Here is a 20,219-nt window from a genome sequence, read left to right on the forward strand (position 1 = left end):
GCTGTCCGGTCGTCGGTGACCGGGACCACTCTGACGAGGCCCCTTCCCGGCCGTCACTGTCGGATCTACAGTGCGGCCCGCGGATCGTTGTTCATCCGGACGAAATGGGGCCGCAGTGTCGGGTGGTCTGACCTTGCGTGAGCTGGTCGCCGAGCCCGGGCTCGGCCTGACGCCGCTCGACGACGCCGAGCTGGACGTCCCGCTGCGGGGCGCGCACTCGATCGAGATCGCCGATGCCGCCCGCTGGCTCCGGCCCGGGAGCGTGATGCTGACGACCGGGCTCCGGCTGGCGACCGCCGGACCGGACGACCCCGGGTGGGACGCGCTCGCGGAGTCGCTGGCCGGGGCCCGGGTCGCGGCCCTGCTGTTCGGGACCGGCGTCGTGTTCGACGAGGTGCCGCCCGGGCTGCGCCGCGCGGCCCGCTCGCACGGCATCCCGCTGGTCGCGGTCGCCCCCGAGGTCCCGTTCGTCCGGATCGAGGAAGCGGTGACCCGCGGTGTCCTCGCCGGTGAGAGCTATCTGCTGCGCCGGACGGTGTGGCTGCAGGACGACCTTCTCGGCGCACTCGTCTCCACCGATCCGACCGGCACGCTGATGGTCCGGCTCGGCGCACTCGCCCGTGGCGCCGCGGCCCTGTTCGACGCCTCCGGGCGCGCCGTGTCCGCCACCGGAGCGGCCCCGTTCCGGCTGATCGCCGACGAGATCACCCACGCCGGCCCGGCCTTCACCGTGGGCCGCTGGGAGGTCCGCCACCGGCCGTTGCGGATCGGCCCGTCCGACTACGACCTGGTGATCGCCTCCCGGGACCCCCGGGTGCTCGACGACCTGGGCGACGACCTGCTCCGGACCGCCGCCCGGGTGCTCGCCGCCGCCAACAGCGTCCGGATGCTGACCGCGGACCAGGAGCGGCTCGAGGCCGGACGGCTGTTGTCGGCGCTGCTCGCGGGGCTGCCGCCGTCGCGGGTCCGGCAGACCTGGGAACGGCTGCGTGCTTTCGGGTTCCGCCCGGGTGAGGCGTTGCGGATGATCCGCTGGGACGCGCCCGAGCCGTCCCGGCCCGGCCACTCCCACCGCTCCGCCGACGCCGTCGAGGATCCGCCGCGGCTGCTCGTCCTGGAGGACCCCGATCCCGGTGTGCCGGGCATCAGCGCGACGGCACTGATCGCCGACGACCGGCCCGGCGCCCGCTGGCTGGACACGGCCGCGGCGACCGGCGCGGCCGGGGCGAGTGGACCGTTCACCGATCTCACCGCCTGCCCGGAGCGGGCCGAGGAGGCCGGAACGGCGCACCGGCTGGCCCGTCGCCGCGGCGGACCGGTCCGGCTCGACGAGATCGACTACGCGACCTGGCTGTCGGCCACCCGCGACGGCGACCCGCGCGCGACGGACCGCTTCGAGCGGCAGTTCGGCGAGCTGGCCCGGTCACCGGACCTGGTGGCGACGGCCGTCACCTACCTGGCCTGCGACCAGGACGTCCGTGCCGCCGGGCGGCGGCTCGTGGTCCACCCGAACACGGTCCGGTACCGGCTGCGGAAGGTCGAAGCGCTGCTCGGGGCCCGGATCGGGGCCGCGGCGACCGTGGCGAACCTGTACCTGGCGTTCCACGAGGAGATCGAGCGGGCCCGCGCCCCTGCGGCCACCGATCGGTAGCCGCCTCAGCTCGTCGCCGACAGGTACGACAGCAGGCGCAGCTCGTCGTCGGTCAGCTCCAGGGTGAGCATCGGCAGCAGCTGCTCGAGCTGCTCGGGTGTGCGTGCGCTCGCGATGGGTGCGGTCACCGACGGTTGCGCGGCCAGCCAGGTCAGCGCGACCGCCGGGACCGGGACGCCGTGCCCGGCGGCGATCTCGTCCAGCCCGGCCAGCACCGCCCGCCCGCGCGAGTCCAGGTACGCCGAGGCCCCCTCGGCCCGCGGTCCCTCCGGGGCGGGGGAGTCGGGCCGGTACTTGCCGGTCAGGAACCCCTTGGCCAGCCCGTAGTACGGGTAGACGGCCAGCTTGGCGGACTCGGCAAGCGGCGCGAGGGCGGCCTCGAAGTCGTCGCGTTCCATCATGTTGTAGTGCGGCTGGATCGCCGAGAACGCCGTCAGATCGTCCCGCTCGGAGACCTCCAGCGCCGAGCGGAGCCGCTCGGCGGAGAAGTTGGACGCGCCGATCTCGCGGACAAGTCCGTCGCGGACCAGGGTGTCGAACGCGTCGAGGGTCTCCTCCTGCGCCGTGGTCTCGTCGTCGCGGTGTGCGTAGTAGAGGTCGATCCGGTCGGTGCCGAGCCGGCGCAGCGAGTCCCGCGCCGCGGCCGCGACGTTCTCGCCGCCGAGACCCTTGCGCCCGGGCAGGGAGCCGACCTTCGTCGCGAGGTGCAGGTCGTCGCGGTTGCCCCGGGCCGCCATCCACTCGCCGAGGATCGTCTCCGACTCACCGCCGGAGTTGCCGGGCGCACGCCACATGTAGGAGTCCGCAGTATCGATCTTCGTTCCGCCGGCGGCGGCGAACGCGTCGAGGATCGCGAACGAGATGTCCCTGTCCGCTGTCCAGCCGAAGACGTTCGCACCGAGAACCAGGTCAGCCACGCTCCGGACGGTACCGGCCACGCCCGCGCACGGTGCTGAATGCGTGCGGCCCCGCGCACGGTGTCGTGTCGCCCGCGTGCGGTCCGGGTAGGTCTGCCGTCGTGGACACCGTCGTGCTGCCGAGATCGATCCTGCTGTGGGACGCCGCCGAGGTGGTCGACCCACCGGCCGGGCCCTGCTGTCTGCGGACGACGGCCGAGGGGGACCGGGCGGTCGTCTACCGGACCGGTCCGGGCGGTGGCGTCGTGGCGCTGGCGGACGCCCTCGCCGACGCCCGCCGCCGTCCGGACGGCGGGTGGTGGGCCCCGGTCGCGGTGCACCGGCTGAGGGTCCCGGTGCCGCGGACGGACCTGCTCGCCGACGATCTGCTCGCGCCGGTCTTCCGGCATCTGCGCGGCCGTCGCCGGCTCCCGGCGGACGCCGCCCGGCGGCTGCTGGAACTGACCGGTACTGATCAGCGCCGACCGGCCGGCCGCCCCGGCGACACGCCGACGGCACGGGAGGGCGAACCGGTTGAGCCCGGGCCCCGCTTCTGGCACTCTCATGAGTAGAGTGCCAATGTGCGCGACGGAGACCTACGCCCCGGCACCCGCGACGGCGGGGTGCAGGTCGTACGCCAGCGCTGCTGACACCGGACAGAACCCCGTGATACCGGATTCACCCCAGGAAGGGGAGGTCATCGTCGTGGCGAACATCAAGCCGCTCGAGGACAAGATCGTCGTGCAGGCCAGTGAGGCGGAGACCACCACCGCCTCCGGCATCGTCATCCCGGACACCGCCAAGGAGAAGCCCCAGGAGGGCAAGGTCCTGGCCGTGGGCCCGGGCCGCGTGGACGACAACGGGAACCGCGTCCCGCTCGACGTGGCCGTGGGCGACGTCGTCATCTACTCGAAGTACGGCGGCACCGAGGTCAAGTACAACGGCGAGGAGTACCTGATCCTCTCCGCCCGCGACGTGCTGGCCGTCGTCAACTGACGCCGATCATCGCGTAACGCGTACCGCCCCGGGCGGTCCACCGGACGGTGGTCCGGCCGGGGCGGTTGCGTTTCACCCCGGTTTCCCCCGAGAGACCCCACGAGAGGCAGCGAGAAGAAGACATGGCGAAGCAGATCAGCTTCGACGAGGACACCCGTCGCGCGCTCGAGCGTGGCGTGAACCAGCTCGCCGACGCCGTCAAGGTGACGCTCGGCCCGCGTGGCCGTCACGTCGTCATCGACAAGAAGTTCGGTGGACCGACCGTCACCAACGACGGCGTGACCATCGCCCGCGAGATCGATCTCGAGGACCCGTTCGAGAACCTCGGCGCCCAGCTGGCGAAGACCGTCGCGACCAAGACCAACGACGTCGCGGGTGACGGCACCACCACCGCCACCGTGCTGGCCCAGGCACTGGTGAAGGAGGGCCTGCGCAACGTGGCCGCCGGTGCGGCCCCGGCCGCGCTCGGCCAGGGCATCGCCGCGGCGGCCGAGAAGGTCTCCGAGATCCTGCTCTCCAAGGCGACCCCGGTCGACGCGGGCAGCCACATCGCGCAGGTCGGCGCCATCGCGTCGCGCGAGCAGGAGATCGGCGACCTGATCGCCCAGGCGATCCAGACCGTCGGCAACGACGGCGTCATCACGGTCGAGGAGGGCTCCACCCTCGCGACCGAGCTGGAGATCACCGAGGGTCTGCAGTTCGACAAGGGATACCTGTCGCCGTACTTCGTCACCGACTCCGAGTCGATGGAGGCGGTGCTGGACGACCCGTACATCCTGCTGCACCGGGACAAGATCGGGAACATCCAGGACCTGCTCCCGCTGCTGGAGAAGGTGCTGGGCGAGGGCCGGCCGCTGCTGATCATCGCCGAGGACGTCGAGGGCGAGGCGCTGTCCACCCTGGTCGTCAACTCGATCCGCAAGACCGTCAAGGTCGTCGCGGTGAAGTCGCCGTTCTTCGGTGACCGCCGCAAGGCCTTCCTGGACGACCTCGCGGTCGCCACCGGCGGTCAGGTGATCAACCCCGAGGTCGGCCTGAAGCTGAACGAGGCCGGGCTGGAGCTGCTGGGCCGGGCCCGCCGGGTCGTGGTGACCAAGGAGAACACCACGGTCGTCGAGGGCTCCGGCGCCAAGGCCGACGTCGACGGCCGCGTCGCGCAGCTCAAGCGCGAGATCGAGGAGTCGGACTCCGACTGGGACCGGGAGAAGCTCCAGGAGCGCCTGGCCAAGCTCTCCGGCGGCGTCGCCGTCATCCGGGCCGGTGCGGCCACCGAGATCGCGCTCAAGGAGCGCAAGCACCGCATCGAGGACGCCGTGTCGGCGACCCGTGCGGCGGTCGAGGAGGGCATCATCCCCGGCGGCGGTTCCGCCCTGGTGCATGCCGCGGCCGAGCTCGACGGCAGCCTGGGGCTGACCGGTGACGCCGCGACCGGTGTCGCCATCGTCCGCAAGGCGCTGTCGGCCCCGCTGTTCTGGATCGCCGAGAACGGTGGCGACGAGGGCTCGATCGTGGTGTCCCGGGTCGCCGAGAAGGGCTGGGGGACCGGGTACAACTCGGCCACCCGCTCCTACAGCGACCTGATCGCCGACGGCGTCATCGACCCGGTCAAGGTGACCCGGTCGGCCGTCGAGAACGCGGCGTCGATCGCCAAGCTGGTGCTCACCACCGAGAGCGCCGTCGTGGACAAGCCGGTTCACGAGGAGCCGGCCGCCGCCGGTGGCCACGGCCACGGGCACTGATCTTCCGGTAGACACGACAACGGCGGGCGACCTGGTGGTCGCCCGCCGTTGTTCGTTGCGGGTCAGGAGTTGCGGGTCAGGAGAGGCCCGCCGAGGCGTCAGGCGGTGTCCAGGGACTTCTGGACGGGCTGGACGTCCGCGTCCCCGGCGACCCGGAGCGTGCGGCGCGGGCCGCGGATGATCGTGTCGCGCTCGGCCTCGGACAGGCCGCCCCAGACGCCGTACGGCTCGTGCACCTTCAGCGCGTGCTCCCGGCACTGCTCCACGACCGGGCACGAGGCACAGACCTGCTTCGCGCGGGACTCGCGGCGGGCCCGGGCAGGGCCGCGCTCGCCCTCGGGATGGAAGAAGAAGGCGCTGTCCATCCCGCGGCAGGCGCCCTCCATCTGCCAGTCGTAGATGTCGGCAACCGGGCCGGGAAGCCTCCTGATGTCCGCCATGTTCGTCACCTGCCTTCGACCTCGGGCCTTGTTGAGGTCCAGATTCCCGGGCTTCGGCGGGCGCAAACCTGATTCGAGATGAACGATTGCGCACGTCCGGACTTCGATCCGGTCGGCCGGCGACACCGGGCTGCTCGGGGGCGGCCCGCGCCCCGCCGCGGGCTCGGCGGTGACCCGGATGCCGGGAACGGTCGACCCCGAACGCGAGACCACACGGCCGATCAGGGGACGGCACCGGCTCCGGACGACGCGGACGCCGGAGCGCGACACGCCGGAGCGTCACGATCCGATACGCGCTGTCGCCAAGCGGATGCGGAGGGTCGCCGACATGCTGTGTTGCACACGGTGAGCGTCATCTATACGCGTTGTGACGGCACCGTGCGGGACCTGCTGCGGGAGTCGTGCTGGAAACCCCGCTCGGAGGATGTACCGTACGGACTACTCCATTCGGCGACTCTTCACCCACATGACGCTGAGACAGGTGGGACGGAGTTCCGAACGGAGGCCACAAATTCGCCCCGACCGTGTCAAGGTGAGAGGGTCACCCGCCGATTCGGAGGGTGAATATCACCCGGCTGCAGGAAGCTGCAGGAAGGAATCGTCGTGACGACGGTACTCATCTGCGACGATCGTCGCAGCGTCCGCGAGGGTCTGACCCGCGTCATGTCCGCGGTCCCCGGGGTCCAGCGCATCGACTGCGTGGCCCACGGGGACGAGCTCCTCGCCCGCTACGCCCGCCAGTCCGTCGATGTCGTGCTGGTCGGTACGCAGCGCGCGGTGCCCACCGGTGTGGAGGCCACCCGGCGCCTGGTCGCGGCCCACCCGCAGGCCAACGTCATCGTCTTCGGTGCCCCCGACGACGCCGGCAGCATCGCCGCCGCCATCGCCGGCGGTGCCCGCGGCTACCTGCGCTGGGACGCCTCCCGTCCCGAGCTGGTCGCCGCGCTGGCGCACACCCTCGCCAGCACCTCGGTGCCGACCCCGCGGGTCCCGACCGACCCGGGCGTCCAGCTCACCGAGCGCGAGCTGCAGGTGCTGCGCGGCATGAGCCAGGGCAAGAGCAACGGCCAGATCGGCCGCGAACTCTACCTCTCCGAGGACACCGTCAAGACCCACGCCCGCCGGCTGTTCCGCAAGCTCGGCGTCCGGGACCGCGCGCAGGCCGTCGCACACGGTTTCCGCCGCGGCCTCGTCTCCTGACGGAGCCTGCGCACCGACGCGGAGCGCGTGGACCCGGGTCCGCCGCGCCCCGCACACCGTCCCGCGACCGTCGACCGCGGGGACGGTGAGATCGACGGGCCGGACCGACCCCCCGCGGTCCCGGCCCGGCATACCGTCCGGCCGGACTGCCGATGGGTCCTGGCGGCACCGACAGCAGCGATGCCGGTCGTGCTCCCCGCGACCGGACCGCCGTACGACCGCGCGGCCCTCGGGCCGGGCCCGGCCCCAGCGCCCGGCCCCAGCGCCCTCCGGCTGCGAGCTCAGTCCCTCCGGCGGCGAGCGGTCGCGCCGGAGCCGGGAACAGTCACCGTGCTGCCCTCGCGCCTCTCGCGCATCCCCTGCCCCGCCATCCACCCGCGGGTCCGGGACCTCGGGCCCGACGGGCGCCGAAGCGGGTGCCCCCCGCGCCAGGCGGTCCCTCGCCGGCTGCGTAGCGGTGACAATCGTCACCGTGATGGTCCGTGGCGCCATCGAGCGCCCCGACCGCGGCCCTGCGAACCGCTTGCCGACCGTGCTCGGCTGATGACCGCCTGCACCCGCCGCGTCGCGCAACCCGACACGCCGCACGATCGTCTGACTCGGTGTGGAGCAACTCCCGCGGGCGTACGGCGCTCGGATACGGTGGATGCGCCGTGGTCCCACCTGCCCTCACGCGGGTTGCCTCCACGATCGGATGACACTGACGCGGTCTCGTAACGCCTGGGCGGTTCCCCACGATGAGTGAATCAAGAGACGTACCCGACGAGTGGATCGAAGCCGCAATGGCCGGCGATCGATCCGCGGTCGAGCGCGTTCTCACAGTGGTTCGGCCTCTCGTCGTGCGCTACTGCCGCGCCCGGCTGAGGACGGACCGAGGCTCCGTCTCGGCGGACGATGTCGCTCAGGAGGTGTGTGTGGCGGTACTCACGGCGTTGCCGGGCTACCGGGTACAGGGCCGCCCGTTCCTCGCGTTCGTCTACGGCATCGCGTCGCACAAGGTGATCGACGCGCACCGGGCGGCGTCCCGGAACCGCTCCGAACCCGTCGCCGACGTGCCGGACCGGATCGAGACGACCGACGGCCCGGAGGCCAAGGCCCTTCAGGTCGAACTGTCCGAGGAGATGTCCACGCTGCTGGAGGTCCTCCCGGAGAAGCATCGGGAGATCATCGTGTTGCGGGTGGTCGTGGGGTTGTCCGCGGAGGAGACCGCGGCAGCCGTCGGCTCCACACCGGGCGCTGTCCGGGTGGCTCAGCACCGGGCGCTGTCCCGGCTGCGGAAGATCATGAATGAGCAGGTGGTGCGGGATGCGTGACCAGGGTCCGCACGGTCCGGGCGTGCCCCCGCCCGCCGACGACGGTGGGGAGCATCCGCCGGCGTCGGTCACCCGCGGTCGTTTCGGCGAGCCGCGTCCGGACCGGCACTCCACCCACGGCTCTTCCGCAGGCCCGGACGACGGCGCGGACGGCGCCGGTCACCCGGCTCGTACCAACGGCCATCCGGCCACGTCGTCGATCGGTCACCGGTTCGACGAGATGGACGGCGACGGCCCGGTCGACCTGGTGGAGCTGCAGGCCGACGACGAGCTGATCAACGCGCTCGCGTCCGGGCTCGGCGTGTCCGGCCCTGGCAACCGGGGTTACGACGTGGACGACCGTCTGGTCGCGCTGCTGTCCTCCTGGAAGGGCGACGTCGACCGGGAACCGATCCCGGATCTCGTCGGGGCCGACGAGGCCGTCGAGATGCTGCAACCCGCGAAGCCCTCGCGGCGGATCTCGTTCCTCCGGCCGCTGGTCGCCGCCGCGGCGGTGGCCGCCTGCGCTCTCGCCGTCGTCTCCATCAGTGCGCACGAGGCCCAGCCGGGTGACACCCTGTGGAGCGTGAGCAAGGTGCTCTACAGCGAGCGTGCCGAGCAGGTCCAGGCAGCGTCCGACCTGCGGGTCGGGATCGAGCGGGTCAACGCCAAGCTCGCCTCGGGCGACACCGCGGGCGCGCGGCAGGAGCTCGCGGAGCTCGGCCCGCTCGTCGACAAGACCGGCCCCGAGCTGCGGGACGAGTTCGCGCAGCAGAACCGGTTCCTGACGGCCAAGGTCGCGGAGACCCCGCCGGGCATCCCGACCGATCCGCAGGCACCGCTGCGGGACGGCACCCCCGCCCCGCCGCCGCCGACCACCGCCGAGGGCACACCGGACCAGCAGCCGTCCTCGCCGCCCCCGCAGCAGCAACAGCCCCAGCCGGGGTCCGGCACGTCCACGCCGGGCGGCACGACCGGTGGGACGACCGGTGGGACGACCGGTGGCGGCACGACCAGCCCTGAGGGCACGTCCCCCGCAGGCGGGGACCCGCAGGTGCTGAGCGGGCCCGGCCCCGGGAGTGGCGATCCGTCGGAGAGCCCGACCACTTCGCCGAACCCGCCGGAGTCCTCGCCACGTCCGCCGGAGCCCTCGCCGAGCACCGAGGGATCCGCGGACCCGACGACGACCACGGGGTCCACGACCCCGACGGCGTCCGGGGAGGGCAGCACCGACCCGGCGGAGCCGACGTCGTCGACCTCGACCGGGGCGGTCAGCAGCACCCCGAACTGAAAACAGCGATGTGAGACAGGCGAAGGGCCCCGGAGGACATCCTCCGGGGCCCTTCGCCTGCTGCTACCGCCGGTTCAAGCGTCGTTGTCGAGAGTCGCGTCGGCGTAGCCGCGGCAGTACTCCCAGGTGACGTAGTCCGCCGGGTCGGGGTCGTAGGCCGGCTCGTGCGGGCGCATCCGGCCCTCGTCGAGAAGCTGCTGGAGGCTGGCACGCAACAGGTTCCACTCGTGGAAGTGCTGCTCGCCGCAGTCGGTGCAGTCCACGACGATGCCGCGGATGCCGCGCCCGGACAGCAGCGCCTGGTAGACGGCCAGGTCGGCGAGATCGGCCAGGATCTCACCCCGCTCGGCCTCGGTCAGCGGGGGAGCGTCGGTCTCACCGGTGTCCGTCCACCGGCTGTCACGGTGGTCGTCCAACGCCTCCATGGAGCGCGCAGGGTCATCCGGGTCTCCGGCGAACGGGTCCGGTGGCAGCGCCTCTGGTGACACGGCGTACACGGTACCCGGACGGGGGGTCGGGCCCCGGCCCACCCCGCGGTGGTGCACGTACGATGTCGTTCTGCGGCGAGCGCCCGCCGCGGTAGCCGCGATTGCAAGAGGAGCCTCGGAAGAGATGACGAGCGAGATCGGCGGCCTGCCGGAGAAGTTCGCGATGCTCGGCCTGACTTTCGACGACGTCCTGCTTCTCCCCGCGGAGTCGGACGTGGTCCCCAGCTCAGCCGACACGTCCAGTCAGGTGACCCGCCGCGTGCGGGTCCAGGTACCCCTCGTGTCCTCACCGATGGACACGGTCACCGAGTCCCGGATGGCCATCGCCATGGCCCGTGCCGGCGGCCTGGGTGTGCTGCACCGCAACCTCGCCCCGGACGCCCAGGCGGCCCAGGCCGAGGTGGTCAAGCGGTCCGAGGCCGGGATGGTGACCGACCCGGTGACGTGCTCGCCGGACGCGTCGCTGGCCGACGTCGACGAGCTGTGCGCCAAGTTCCGGATCTCCGGTGTGCCGGTGACCGACGAGGGCGGCCGGCTGGTCGGGATCATCACCAACCGGGACATGCGCTACGAGATCGGCACCGACCGTCCGGTGTCGGAGGTGATGACCCGCGCGCCACTGGTGACGGCGAAGGTCGGGGTGACGGCGGAGGCGGCCCTGGGCCTGCTGCGCCGGCACAAGCTGGAGAAGCTCCCGATCGTCGACGGCGACGACGTGCTGCGTGGCCTCATCACGATCAAGGACTTCAACAAGACCGAGCAGTACCCGCTCGCCACCAAGGACCCGGACGGCCGTCTCGTCGTCGCCGCCGCGGTCGGTGTCGGCGACGACGCCTACTCGCGTTCCATGCAGCTCGTCGAGGCCGGCGTGGACGTCCTGATGGTCGACACCGCGCACGGGCACTCCCGCCGGGTGCTGGAGACGGTCGCGAAGCTGCGCGCCGAGGTCGGCGACCACGTCGACGTCGTCGGCGGGAACGTGGCCACCTACGAGGGCGCCAAGGCGCTCGTCGACGCGGGTGCGGACGCGGTCAAGGTGGGCGTCGGGCCCGGCTCGATCTGCACCACCCGGGTGGTCGCCGGCGTCGGCGCCCCGCAGATCACCGCGATCTACGAGGCGACCCGGGCGTGTGCCCCGGCCGGCGTCCCGGTGATCGGCGACGGTGGTATCCAGTACTCCGGTGACGTCGCCAAGGCCATCGCGGCCGGCGCGTCCACCGTGATGCTGGGCTCGCTGCTGGCCGGGACCGCGGAGTCGCCGGGCGACGTCGTCCTGGTCGGGGGCAAGCAGTTCAAGACCTACCGCGGGATGGGCTCGCTGGGGGCCATGCAGGGCCGATCCGGGGCGGCCGGCCGGTCGTACTCCAAGGACCGCTACGCCCAGGACGACGTGCTCTCCGAGGACAAGCTGGTCCCGGAGGGCATCGAGGGGCGGATCCCGTTCCGCGGGCCGCTGTCGTCGGTGGTGCACCAGCTCGGTGGCGGGCTCCGCTCCGGCATGGGTTACGTCGGCGCGCAGACCATCGCCGAGCTGCAGCAGGCGAAACTGGTGCGGATCACCGCGGCCGGGCTGAAGGAGAGCCACCCGCACGACATCACCATGACCGTCGAGGCCCCGAACTACGCCGCGCGGTAGGTGGTACCGGCTCGGTACCACCGCTGCGTGGCCATGAACGTGCGCTTCACGGACGAGGAGACCGAACAGCTGCGAGAGCGTGCCCGGGTCGAGGGGCGCTCCATGGGCGAGGTCACGCGGACCGCGGTACGTGAGTACCTGCAACGGCAGGGCCATCGCGACCGGGTCGCCGACGTCCTGGCCGAACTGGCCCCGCGCCGGCGTGATCTGCTCCGCAGGTTGGGCGAGGCCTGACCGAGTACCTCACGCTCGACCCCCTACCGCAGATCGCCGAGGCCGCGATCGACGGTGATGTCCAGGCCCGTGACCACGGTCTGCTGGAACCCGCCGTCGTCCGGCCCGGACCACGGTGTTCGGGTCCGACGCGTACCCGACTCTCGCGGAGAAGGCCGCCGCGCTACTGGAGTCACTGGTGCGCAACCACGCGCTCGTCGACGGGAACAAGCGACTCGGCCGGCTCGCGACGGAGACCTTTCTCGCGCTCAACGACGTGCACGTGAGTGCGGACGACGATGTGCTCTTCAACCTGGTCATCGGTGTGGCCGAGGGGCGGTTTCCCGGGGTGCTCGCGCCGGCCGCCGCCATCGCGGATCTCACCAGCCCGGGGACGGGCCGGTGACGGACCGCGCTCGGCTCGGGGCCTAGGCTGTGCTCCGTGCGTGACCTCGTGGAGATCGGGATGGGCCGAGAGGCCCGGCGTGCGTACGACCTCGACCAGATCGAGATCGTGCCGTCGCGCCGGACCCGCAGTTCCCAGGCGGTGTCGACCGCATGGCAGCTGGATGCCTACCGCTTCGACATCCCGTTGATGACCCATCCGACGGATGCGGTGGTGTCGCCGTCGTCGGCCGTGCGGGTCGGCGAGCTCGGCGGCCTGGGGGTGCTGAACGCCGAAGGCCTGTGGGCCCGGCACGCCGACGCCGAGGGGGCGCTCGCGAAGGTCCTCGAGGCCGCCGCCGGGGACGAGCCCGACTCGGCGCTGGCGATGCTGCAGGAGCTCCACCAGGCCCCCATCCGGGAGGACCTGATCGCCGAGGCACTGCGCCCGCTGCGCGAGGGCTCGCACACGGTCGCCGCCCGGGTGAGCCCGCAGCGCGCCCGGGAACTCACCCCCGCGCTGCTCGCCGCCGGCGTCGAGGTGCTCGTCGTGCAGGGCACGATCATCTCCGCGGAGCACGTCTCGGCCGTGCCCGAGCCGACCCCGGAGCCGCTCAACCTCAAGGACTTCATCGCCGACCTGGACGTTCCGGTCGTCGCCGGGGGGGTCGGTGACTACCGCACCGCGCTGCACCTCATGCGGACCGGAGCGGCCGGCGTCATCGTCGGGTACGGGCAGTCCACCGCCACGACCACCGACGAGGTGCTCGGCGTCGGTGTGCCGATGGCGACCGCGATCGTCGACGCCGCCGCGGCCCGCCGTGACTACCTGGACGAGACCGGCGGCCGCTACGTCCACGTGATCGCCGACGGCGGCATCGGAACGTCCGGCGACATCGCCCGCGCGGTGGCCTGCGGCGCCGACGCCGTGATGCTCGGCGAGCAGCTCGCCGAGGCGGCCGAGTCCCCGGCCGGCGGGCTGTACTGGACCTCGTCCGCGGCGCACCCGTCGCTGCCGCGCTCCGAGATCACCGGCCTGGCGCGTTCCGGCCGCTCCCTGGAGCAGGTGCTGTTCGGGCCGACCGACAGCCCGTACGGGACGACGAACCTGTTCGGCGCGCTGCGCCGGGCGATGGCCAAGACCGGCTACTCCGACCTCAAGGAGTTCCAGCGGGTCGGGCTCAACCTGCGGACCTGACGCCACGCCCTGACCAGCTGTTCCCCGGTCGGGCTCACCTCCTAGCGGGGTGGCATCGAACTCTTGCGGTCGCACTGCGGTCGCATCCCGCAGCCGGGCCTCGTTCTTGTGCTCGGCGGCGACGGCGTCAAGCGCCGCGCCGAGGGCGTCGGTTGCGGCGTGCGCGGCCTCCACGGTGAGGTGGCCGTACAGCTCGGCGGTGGTCGAGAGTTTGCTGTGCCGCAGGATCTTGGACACCAGAGCCAGCGGCACCCCGTTGGTGATCATCAGAGTGGCGGCCAGGTGCCGCAGGTCGTGCAGTCGGACCCGACGCAGGCCGGCCGCCTTCGTCAGTGCGTGGAAGGTGTAGAGGACTCCCTCCGGGCGCAGCGGCTTCCCGTTCTCCCGGGCGAATACCAGGTCGCCGTCCTCGTACGCGTCGGCCCACAGCGCGCGCTCGGCCAGCTGCGCAGCCTGGTGCGCGCGCAGTGCCGCGGTGACCCGGGTCGAGAGGCCCACGCCGGTCGCGGAGCCCTTGGTCTTCGGGGTGCCGAACCGGATGTGCCCGTCGATGTCGGTCATCGTGCGGCGCACGTGCAGGATGCGCCCGTCCAGGTCGACGTCGCACCATCGCAACGCGAGGGCTTCGCCGCGGCGCAGCCCACACCCGATCAGCACCTCGAAGAGCGCGGAGAGGCGGTGGTCGGCCGTGTGGTCGAGGAAGGTGATCGCCTCGGTCGCTGACCAGGGGCTGCGCTCCTCACGGCCCTCCGGCGGTAGCGGGGCGTGCTTGGCGACGTTGTGCGAGAGCCGGCGGGTCTTCACCGCGTGGGTCAGGGCGGAGGACAGTACGGCCACGCACCTACGGACGGTCGGCGCGCCGCGGCCGGCGGCCTCCATGTCGGAGATCAGCCGCGACACGTGGTTGTGGGTCAGCCGCTCGAGCCGGATCGCGCCCAGCGCGGGGATCAGGTCGCCCTCGATGTACTCGGAGTACGTGTGGAGGGTCTTCGGCTTGAGGTCGTGGCGCTTGTCGTGCAGGAACGTCCGGAGCCAGTCCGCGACCAGCTCGGAGTCGTTCACGGTGACGCCCTGGCCGTGCCGGGACCGGACGTCGTCAAGTGCGGCCGTGGCTGCCTTGCGGGTCGACCAACGGTGGCGGCGCATGGTCTTGCGGCGGCCGTCGAGGGACGGCAGGTCGACGGCGAACCCCCACCGTCCGTGCTTGCCGTCCGCGGCGAGCTGCGGGCACCGCTTACCCAGCTCCTTGCCCTGCGCGTCGCGGCAGGGGCATCGGCATGTGGGGGGCACCGCTGAGCAGGGAGTGATACCCGAAGGTCGTCTGGTCGGACACAGGTCGCATGGCCGCGACGGTTCTGTCGCGGCGCGCGCTGCGGGGTGGTGCCAGCCAACCGCAGCGGGTGGCCAGAGTGCTGGCCGACCGCCGCCCCGCGAGCCGGTCGCATAGAGCCGCGGTCACCTCACCACCTAGCCAATGTCCGACGACTACCGCGTGCTGGGGTCGGAGGACTCAGTGCACTGCAGATGACCGGTGGGTTCGACCGCGCTGCCGCACGGTGCGGTGAGACAGCACGAGATCTACTATATCGACGGCGTATGACGTCCACGTGGTTCGCGTCGGACCGGGTGCTCCCCGCTGCGTCGGATTCTCGGTGGTCCGCATCATGCGTCGCACAACGGATCTCGATCGGCTGAACGCCGCATCACCGGCGCCGCCCTGCCCGTCCCAGCGGTCACCGCGCCGATCTCACGCTCCGCGTGCTCGCTTGCCGCTTCGAGGGCCTCCCGATAGAGGGGGAGGTCGTTGCGGGAGAAGCGGCGGCTCGGCACCGCGACACCGATGCCGGCGACCGGCCGGCCCCACGGGTCGCAGACGCATAGAGCGGCGCCACTGGCTCCCTGGATCCCTTCCTCGACGGTCGTCTCAAACCCGTGCTGGCGCACGACCGAGAGCCGCCGTTTCAGCGACCGCAACGAGTTCACGCGGGTGGCCCGCCACGGCGGCAGGCCCGCCACGTGGATGTCGTCTACCCGGCGGTTCGGCAACCGGGCGAGGAGTGCTCGGCCGCTGGCCGTGGCGTGGGCCGGGATCGTCGTCCACCGATCGTGCGCAACGGCGTCCGCCGTGGAACCGGGCAGACCCCACAGCAGGCGGAGCAGCGGACCGTTGCGGAGCCAGAGGTGCACCGTCTCGCCGAGCCGGTCGCCGAGGTCGTCCGCGATCGGGATGAGGATCCCCCGCAGCGCGGCGGGAGTCAGCTCGACGTCGCGGGGCCCGGCCAGCGCGGCACCGGCGTGGTAGCGCCGGTCATGGCCCTGCTCCACGACTCCTTCCACTCGCAGCGTCGCGAGCAGGCGGTGTGCGGTCGCCGCCGTGGTGCCGAGCAGGGCGGCGGCGTCGGCCACCGACAGCTCCCGTCCCGCGGCGACGGCGGCGACCAGTACCAGCGCCCGGTGGACCGACTCCAACGGCGGATCGCTTTGCCGCGGTACCGCGTGCGGCACCGGTTCCCGGTGATAACCCCTGTCCCCGGCCCGGGCCGCGAAGCCGTCGTGGACCAGCGCCGTCAGCAGCCGGTGTGCGGTCGCAGGCGGTACCTCGAGCCGGGTGGCGGCGGCCCGGACCGTGAGCTCGCGGCTCTGGCCCAGTAGGCGCAGCAGCTCACAGGCCCGACGCACTGACAGCAGGAGCTGCCCCGGCGCCGGCTGATCCACGGCGGGCCGGGGACCCGGCAGCGACATCGCTCCCGTCCCGGCGGCGGAAATGGATACCTCGGGGGCGGATGGTCGACAACGCAGCTCCATCGATGGATCCCTCGGTGATGCCGGCGGATCGGCCGGGGCCGCCGGACGCGGCGTGGCTGGGGTGGATACGCGGCGCACCGCCCCGTCCGGCGCGCCGGACGCCGGTCAGCTCACCGCCGCCCGCCGCGCACGGGTCGCCTCCTCGTCGAGGACGCCGTCCGCCGTCACCACCACACCGTAGTGTTGACGGGCTGCGGCGGCGGAGACGTAGCCGTACCGGACCTCCTGCGCCACCCGCTCGGCGGGCCGCTCCCGGGGATCGCCGAATCCGCCACCACCTCCGGCGATCTGCCGGTAGACGGTGCCCGCCCCGATCCCGGTGACGAGTTCCTTGTTCCGGGGGACGTGCGAGCTCCCGTCCGGGTACAGCAGCTCGATCCGGTTGACCGCGCCGGGTCGACCCCCGTTGACCCCCTGCGCCGCACAGGACTCGGAGTCACCGTCGCCGAAGATGCTCGCCTGGATCCCGCTCGCCAGGAACCGGAGGTCCGAATGGACCCCGAGCCCGCCGCGCCATCGGCCGGCGCCTGCCGAGTCGGTGGCGTACTCGAACGTCTCGACCAGGATCGGGGTCATGATCTCGAGCATCTCCGGGTCCTGGGCGCCCAGGGCACCACCGGAGGCGATCAGCCCGACGTGATCGTATCCGTCGGCGCCCCAGGTTCCACCGCCTCCGCCCTTCGACGCGTTGATCAGGATGTCGACGAACGGCTCCGCGGTGCGGTGGTCCCGGCCGTTCACGATGGAGCACAGCAGCGGGTTCCATCCCGCGGTCACCCGCTCCGGCAGTGCCTCGGCGAGCGCCGTCATGATGGCGGTGCACACTTGGTCGGACAGATGGTTACCGAACCCGGTAGCCGCCGGGAACCGGGCGTTCAGGAACGAGCCCTCCGGGACGTCGATGTCGATGCACCTCATGATCCCGTCGTTGTGCGGGATGTCGATGTCCGCCAGCATGAAGAAGGTGATCATGACCGAGGACAGCGTCACGGCGAGCGGGGCGTTGACGTAACCGGGTGACTGCGGGTCGGTCCCGGTGAAGTCGAACGAGATCCGTTCGCCGTCCACCACGATCCGGACGTGCAGAGTCAGGGTCGTGCCCGGGGTGATCCCGTCGTAGTCCACGGTGGCGCTGCCGCGGTACTCGCCGTCGGGGATGCCACGCACGACCTGCCGGGTCATCGCCTCTGCCGAGTCGAGCATGCTGTCGACGATCGATCGGAAGGTCTCGACCGAGTAGCGGTCGATCAGCTCCCGCAGCTCCCGCTCGCCGACCGTGCAGGCTCCGATCATGGCCTGCACGTCGTCCTCGACGGACGGGAGCCGGACGTTGGCGAACACCAGCTCCCAGACGTCCTCCCGGACTCGGCCGCCCTCGACGAGCTTGACCGCCGTGAGCCGCATGGCCTCCTGCCAGATGTCGGTGGCCGCGGGGTTGTAGGACCCGGGGACAGCGCCGCCGACATCGGACTGGTGTGCCGTGATCATCACCCAGGCGACGTGCTCGCCACTATGGAAGACCGGCCGGATGATCTTCCAGTCGGCGGGCTGGTTACCGCCGGTGAAGGGATCGTTGTGCAGGATGATGTCACCATCGAGCACCCGGCCACGGAACTTCGCAGCGACGTGCTGCATCGTCGGGGCGGCGGCGTAGCCGAGGATCGGGATGTACTCGGTCTGCTCGATCAAGCGGCCGCCGGCGTCGTAGATGCCCAGGGAGAAGTCGCGTCCCTCGACCAGCAGTGGCGAGCGGGCGCTGCGTTCCACCACCACACCCATCCGCTCGCCGATCGACTTGATCCGGTTGGCGACGACGGAGACCAGGATCGGGCTCAGCGGCGTGCCCCCGGTTCCGTCCGGTGCCTGCGTGCTCATCGACCGTCCCCCTTTCCGTCGGCTGCCGCGCGGTCGGTTCCCTTGGCGGCCATGACGTAGCTGCCCGACGGGTCGGACACGATGTCGAAGTACTCCGGAACGAAGATCGTCGTGGTGGGCTCCTCGACGATCACGGGCCCCTCGACCAGCACGCCGAGCGGCAGGTCGGCGCCCTCGTACACCGGCACCACGACCTTGCGGCCCGCCGACCGCAGGTACGCCTCGCGGTTCCCCTTCGGCGACGGTGTCCCGGCAGCGACCGGGTCGCCCCCCATGGACGTGCCGTTGTCCTGCCGGTGGCCGACCGCGGAGACCCGCAGACTCATCAGCTCGACCTCCTGGTCCGGCTCGGCGAACCCGTAGAGACTGCGGTGCCGGTCGTGGAAGGCCTCGGCCACTCGCAGCGCCCGCTCCGGGACGGCAGGGTCGAGGTCGGTCGCGTCGATCGTGACGGTGACCTCGTGATGCTGGCCCGGGTAGCGGACATCGGCCGACACGACATGCTCGCGGCGGTCTTGCGCGATCCCTTCCTGGGCGAGGAGTTTCTCTCCTTCGGCCCGCATCTCGGCCACGAGCGCGGCAGCGGTGCCGAGATCGAGCTCGGAGAGCCGACCGTTGCAGCCCCGGACGAAGTCGTGGCGCAGGTCGGCCATCAGCATCCCGGCGGCGCAGAGGACCGAGGAGAGCCGCGGGATCAGCACCGTCGGGATGCCCAGCTCGTGGGCGATCATCCCGGCGTGCACCGGACCCGCACCGCCCGCGACGACCATCGGGAACGAGCGGGGGTCGTGACCGCGCTCGACGGAGACGTTCTTCGTGCCGGCCGCCATCTGCAGGTTGACCAGCTCGTAGATCCCGGCGGCGGCCTCGACGACGTCCAGCCCGAGTGGCTCGGCCACGGTGCGCACGGCCGCCTCGGCGAGGTCGGGGCGCAGGCGCTGCCGCCCACCGAGGAAGTAGTCCGGATCGAGGTAGCCCAGCACCAGGTCCGCATCCGACACGGTGGGCTCGGTCCCGCCGCGCCCGTACGCCGCCGGGCCGGGGACCGCACCGGCACTGCGCGGCCCCACCTGGAGCAGGCCGCCCTCGTCGATCCGGGCGATCGACCCGCCGCCCGAACCGATCGTGTGCACGTGCGTGGTGGGCAGCGCGATCACCTGGCGGTTGATCTCCCCCTCCCGGCTGACCTGCACCTCGCCGTTCAGCACGAGGGAGGCGTCGTAGCTGGTGCCGCCCATGTCGACGACCGTGCAGTCCCGCCGGCCGATGCGCCGGATGAACTCGAGTGCGGCGACCGGACCGGCCGCCGGACCGGACAGGGTGATCGTCGCGGGCAGATGTGCGACGGTCTCGGGCCGGGTGATGCCGCCGTTGGACTGCATCACCATCAGGGTGCCGGTGAACCCGCGCCCGGCGAGCCGGCCGACGATCTCGGACATGTACCGCTGCACGACGGGGCCGAGGTAGGCGTTCATCACGGTCGTGCTGACCCGCGGGTACAGCCGGATCTGCGGAAGGACCTCCGAGGAGAGCGAGAGGAACGCCCCCGGCGCCCGGGCCTGTACCACCTCCCGGGCGCGCAGCTCGTGTTCCGGGTTGGCGTAGGAGTGCGCGAAGCAGACGGCGATCGCCTCGACGCCGGAGTCGACCAGGTCGGACACGGCGCTGCGCAACGACTCCTCGTCGAGTTCCTGGTGGACCTCGCCGGCTGCGGTCATGCGCTCCTGCACCACGACCCGACGGTCCCGCGGGACGAGAGGTTCGGGCGCGACGTACTTGTTGTCGTAGAGGTGCCGGCGGCTGCGGATTCCCCGTCGCATCTCGAGGATGTCGCGCAGCCCTGCCGTGGTCACCAGACCGGTGCGCGCACCGCTGCCGGTGAGCACTGCGTTGGTGGCGACCGTGGTCCCGTGCACGATCAGGTGCACCGATGCCAGGAACTCGGTCTCGCCCATCCCCTCGGCCGCGGCGAGCTCGGACAGCCCGGTGAGGACACCGGCCGCCGGATCGGACGGGACCGAGGGAGTCTTGTGCTGCCGCCGGCGTCCGGTGTCGTCGGTGAGCAGGAAGTCGGTGAAGGTGCCGCCGACGTCGACACCGATGGAGTACCCCATC

17 protein-coding genes and 1 pseudogene are annotated in these 20,219 nt (G+C 72.0%); 11 read left to right on the top strand and 7 right to left on the bottom strand.

The features are described 5' to 3' along the window. The first annotated feature begins 133 nt into the window (after positions 1–133). Entirely contained in the window at positions 134–1,651 is a 1,518-nt protein-coding gene (locus JOF36_RS07690) for a PucR family transcriptional regulator (protein WP_210025698.1), read from the top strand. A 5-nt stretch (positions 1,652–1,656) separates the two neighbouring features. Here JOF36_RS07690 and JOF36_RS07695 read toward each other — a convergent pair whose 3' ends face one another. Next, entirely contained in the window at positions 1,657–2,568 is a 912-nt protein-coding gene (locus tag JOF36_RS07695; RefSeq protein ID WP_210025699.1) for an aldo/keto reductase, read from the bottom strand. 101 nt (positions 2,569–2,669) lie between these two features. On the opposite strand from JOF36_RS07695, the gene JOF36_RS07700 reads away from it, so the two are divergent. The 3 genes from JOF36_RS07700 to groL all read left to right on the top strand — a co-directional run bounded on the left by JOF36_RS07700 (position 2,670) and on the right by groL (position 5,282). After that, complete coding sequence (locus JOF36_RS07700; protein WP_210025700.1) at positions 2,670–3,119, top strand: hypothetical protein; 450 nt, start codon at positions 2,670–2,672, stop codon at positions 3,117–3,119. A 133-nt stretch (positions 3,120–3,252) separates the two neighbouring features. Next, positions 3,253–3,543 carry a co-chaperone GroES gene (gene groES / locus JOF36_RS07705; RefSeq protein WP_010225616.1) on the top strand — a complete coding sequence of 97 codons (291 nt, stop codon included), beginning with the start codon at positions 3,253–3,255 and terminating at the stop codon, positions 3,541–3,543. 122 nt (positions 3,544–3,665) lie between these two features. Beyond that, positions 3,666–5,282, top strand: a complete 1,617-nt coding sequence (groL, locus tag JOF36_RS07710; protein ID WP_210025701.1) for a chaperonin GroEL — start codon at positions 3,666–3,668, stop codon at positions 5,280–5,282. Positions 5,283–5,380: 98 nt separating this feature from the next. Here the strand turns inward: groL and JOF36_RS07715 are convergent, their stop codons facing one another. Then, entirely contained in the window at positions 5,381–5,722 is a 342-nt protein-coding gene (locus JOF36_RS07715) for a WhiB family transcriptional regulator (RefSeq protein ID WP_210025702.1), read from the bottom strand. 603 nt (positions 5,723–6,325) lie between these two features. Between JOF36_RS07715 and JOF36_RS07720 the strand changes: the two genes are divergently transcribed. The 3 genes from JOF36_RS07720 to JOF36_RS07730 all read left to right on the top strand — a co-directional run bounded on the left by JOF36_RS07720 (position 6,326) and on the right by JOF36_RS07730 (position 9,505). Beyond that, positions 6,326–6,922 (top strand): response regulator transcription factor, encoded by a 597-nt coding sequence (locus JOF36_RS07720; RefSeq protein ID WP_010225624.1) that lies wholly within the window; start codon positions 6,326–6,328, stop codon positions 6,920–6,922. 737 nt (positions 6,923–7,659) lie between these two features. Beyond that, a complete protein-coding gene (locus JOF36_RS07725; protein WP_210025703.1) occupies positions 7,660–8,235 on the top strand; it encodes a sigma-70 family RNA polymerase sigma factor in 576 nt (191 codons plus the stop codon). Beyond that, positions 8,228–9,505, top strand: a complete 1,278-nt coding sequence (locus JOF36_RS07730; protein WP_210025704.1) for an anti-sigma-D factor RsdA — start codon at positions 8,228–8,230, stop codon at positions 9,503–9,505. Before JOF36_RS07725 ends, JOF36_RS07730 begins: the two co-directional genes overlap by 8 nt. 74 nt (positions 9,506–9,579) lie before the next feature. Here the strand turns inward: JOF36_RS07730 and JOF36_RS07735 are convergent, their stop codons facing one another. Continuing rightward, entirely contained in the window at positions 9,580–10,002 is a 423-nt protein-coding gene (locus JOF36_RS07735) for a DUF5319 domain-containing protein (RefSeq protein ID WP_210025705.1), read from the bottom strand. Positions 10,003–10,117: 115 nt separating this feature from the next. On the opposite strand from JOF36_RS07735, the gene guaB reads away from it, so the two are divergent. From guaB to JOF36_RS07755, 4 genes are all read left to right on the top strand, one after another. Continuing rightward, positions 10,118–11,629: an IMP dehydrogenase gene (gene guaB / locus JOF36_RS07740; RefSeq protein WP_210025706.1), complete on the top strand. Its 1,512-nt coding sequence runs from the start codon at positions 10,118–10,120 to the stop codon at positions 11,627–11,629. 33 nt (positions 11,630–11,662) lie between these two features. Beyond that, positions 11,663–11,863, top strand: a complete 201-nt coding sequence (locus JOF36_RS07745; protein WP_245351546.1) for a ribbon-helix-helix protein, CopG family — start codon at positions 11,663–11,665, stop codon at positions 11,861–11,863. 115 nt (positions 11,864–11,978) lie between these two features. Next, positions 11,979–12,248 carry a type II toxin-antitoxin system death-on-curing family toxin gene (locus JOF36_RS38715; protein WP_307862264.1) on the top strand — a complete coding sequence of 90 codons (270 nt, stop codon included), beginning with the start codon at positions 11,979–11,981 and terminating at the stop codon, positions 12,246–12,248. Positions 12,249–12,284: 36 nt separating this feature from the next. After that, positions 12,285–13,424 carry a GuaB3 family IMP dehydrogenase-related protein gene (locus JOF36_RS07755; protein WP_210025708.1) on the top strand — a complete coding sequence of 380 codons (1,140 nt, stop codon included), beginning with the start codon at positions 12,285–12,287 and terminating at the stop codon, positions 13,422–13,424. A 234-nt stretch (positions 13,425–13,658) separates the two neighbouring features. Here JOF36_RS07755 and JOF36_RS41345 read toward each other — a convergent pair. The 4 genes and pseudogenes from JOF36_RS41345 to JOF36_RS07780 form a co-directional block, all read right to left on the bottom strand. Further along, a pseudogene (locus JOF36_RS41345) lies at positions 13,659–14,570 on the bottom strand (site-specific integrase); the annotation flags it as partial. Positions 14,571–15,086: 516 nt separating this feature from the next. Further along, the gene (locus tag JOF36_RS07770) at positions 15,087–16,139 is read right to left on the bottom strand and encodes an IclR family transcriptional regulator (protein WP_210025709.1); all 1,053 of its coding nucleotides are present in this window, start codon (positions 16,137–16,139) and stop codon (positions 15,087–15,089) included. Positions 16,140–16,334: 195 nt separating this feature from the next. Then, complete coding sequence (locus JOF36_RS07775) at positions 16,335–18,104, bottom strand: hydantoinase B/oxoprolinase family protein (protein WP_210025710.1); 1,770 nt, start codon at positions 18,102–18,104, stop codon at positions 16,335–16,337. After that, positions 18,101–20,218, bottom strand: a complete 2,118-nt coding sequence (locus tag JOF36_RS07780; RefSeq protein ID WP_210025711.1) for a hydantoinase/oxoprolinase family protein — start codon at positions 20,216–20,218, stop codon at positions 18,101–18,103. The genes JOF36_RS07775 and JOF36_RS07780 overlap by 4 nt, the downstream gene beginning before the upstream one ends. Position 20,219: the final 1 nt, after the last annotated feature.

Origin of the sequence: Pseudonocardia parietis (assembly GCF_017876315.1) — a bacterium.
Classification (GTDB): Bacteria; Actinomycetota; Actinomycetes; order Mycobacteriales; family Pseudonocardiaceae; genus Pseudonocardia; species Pseudonocardia parietis.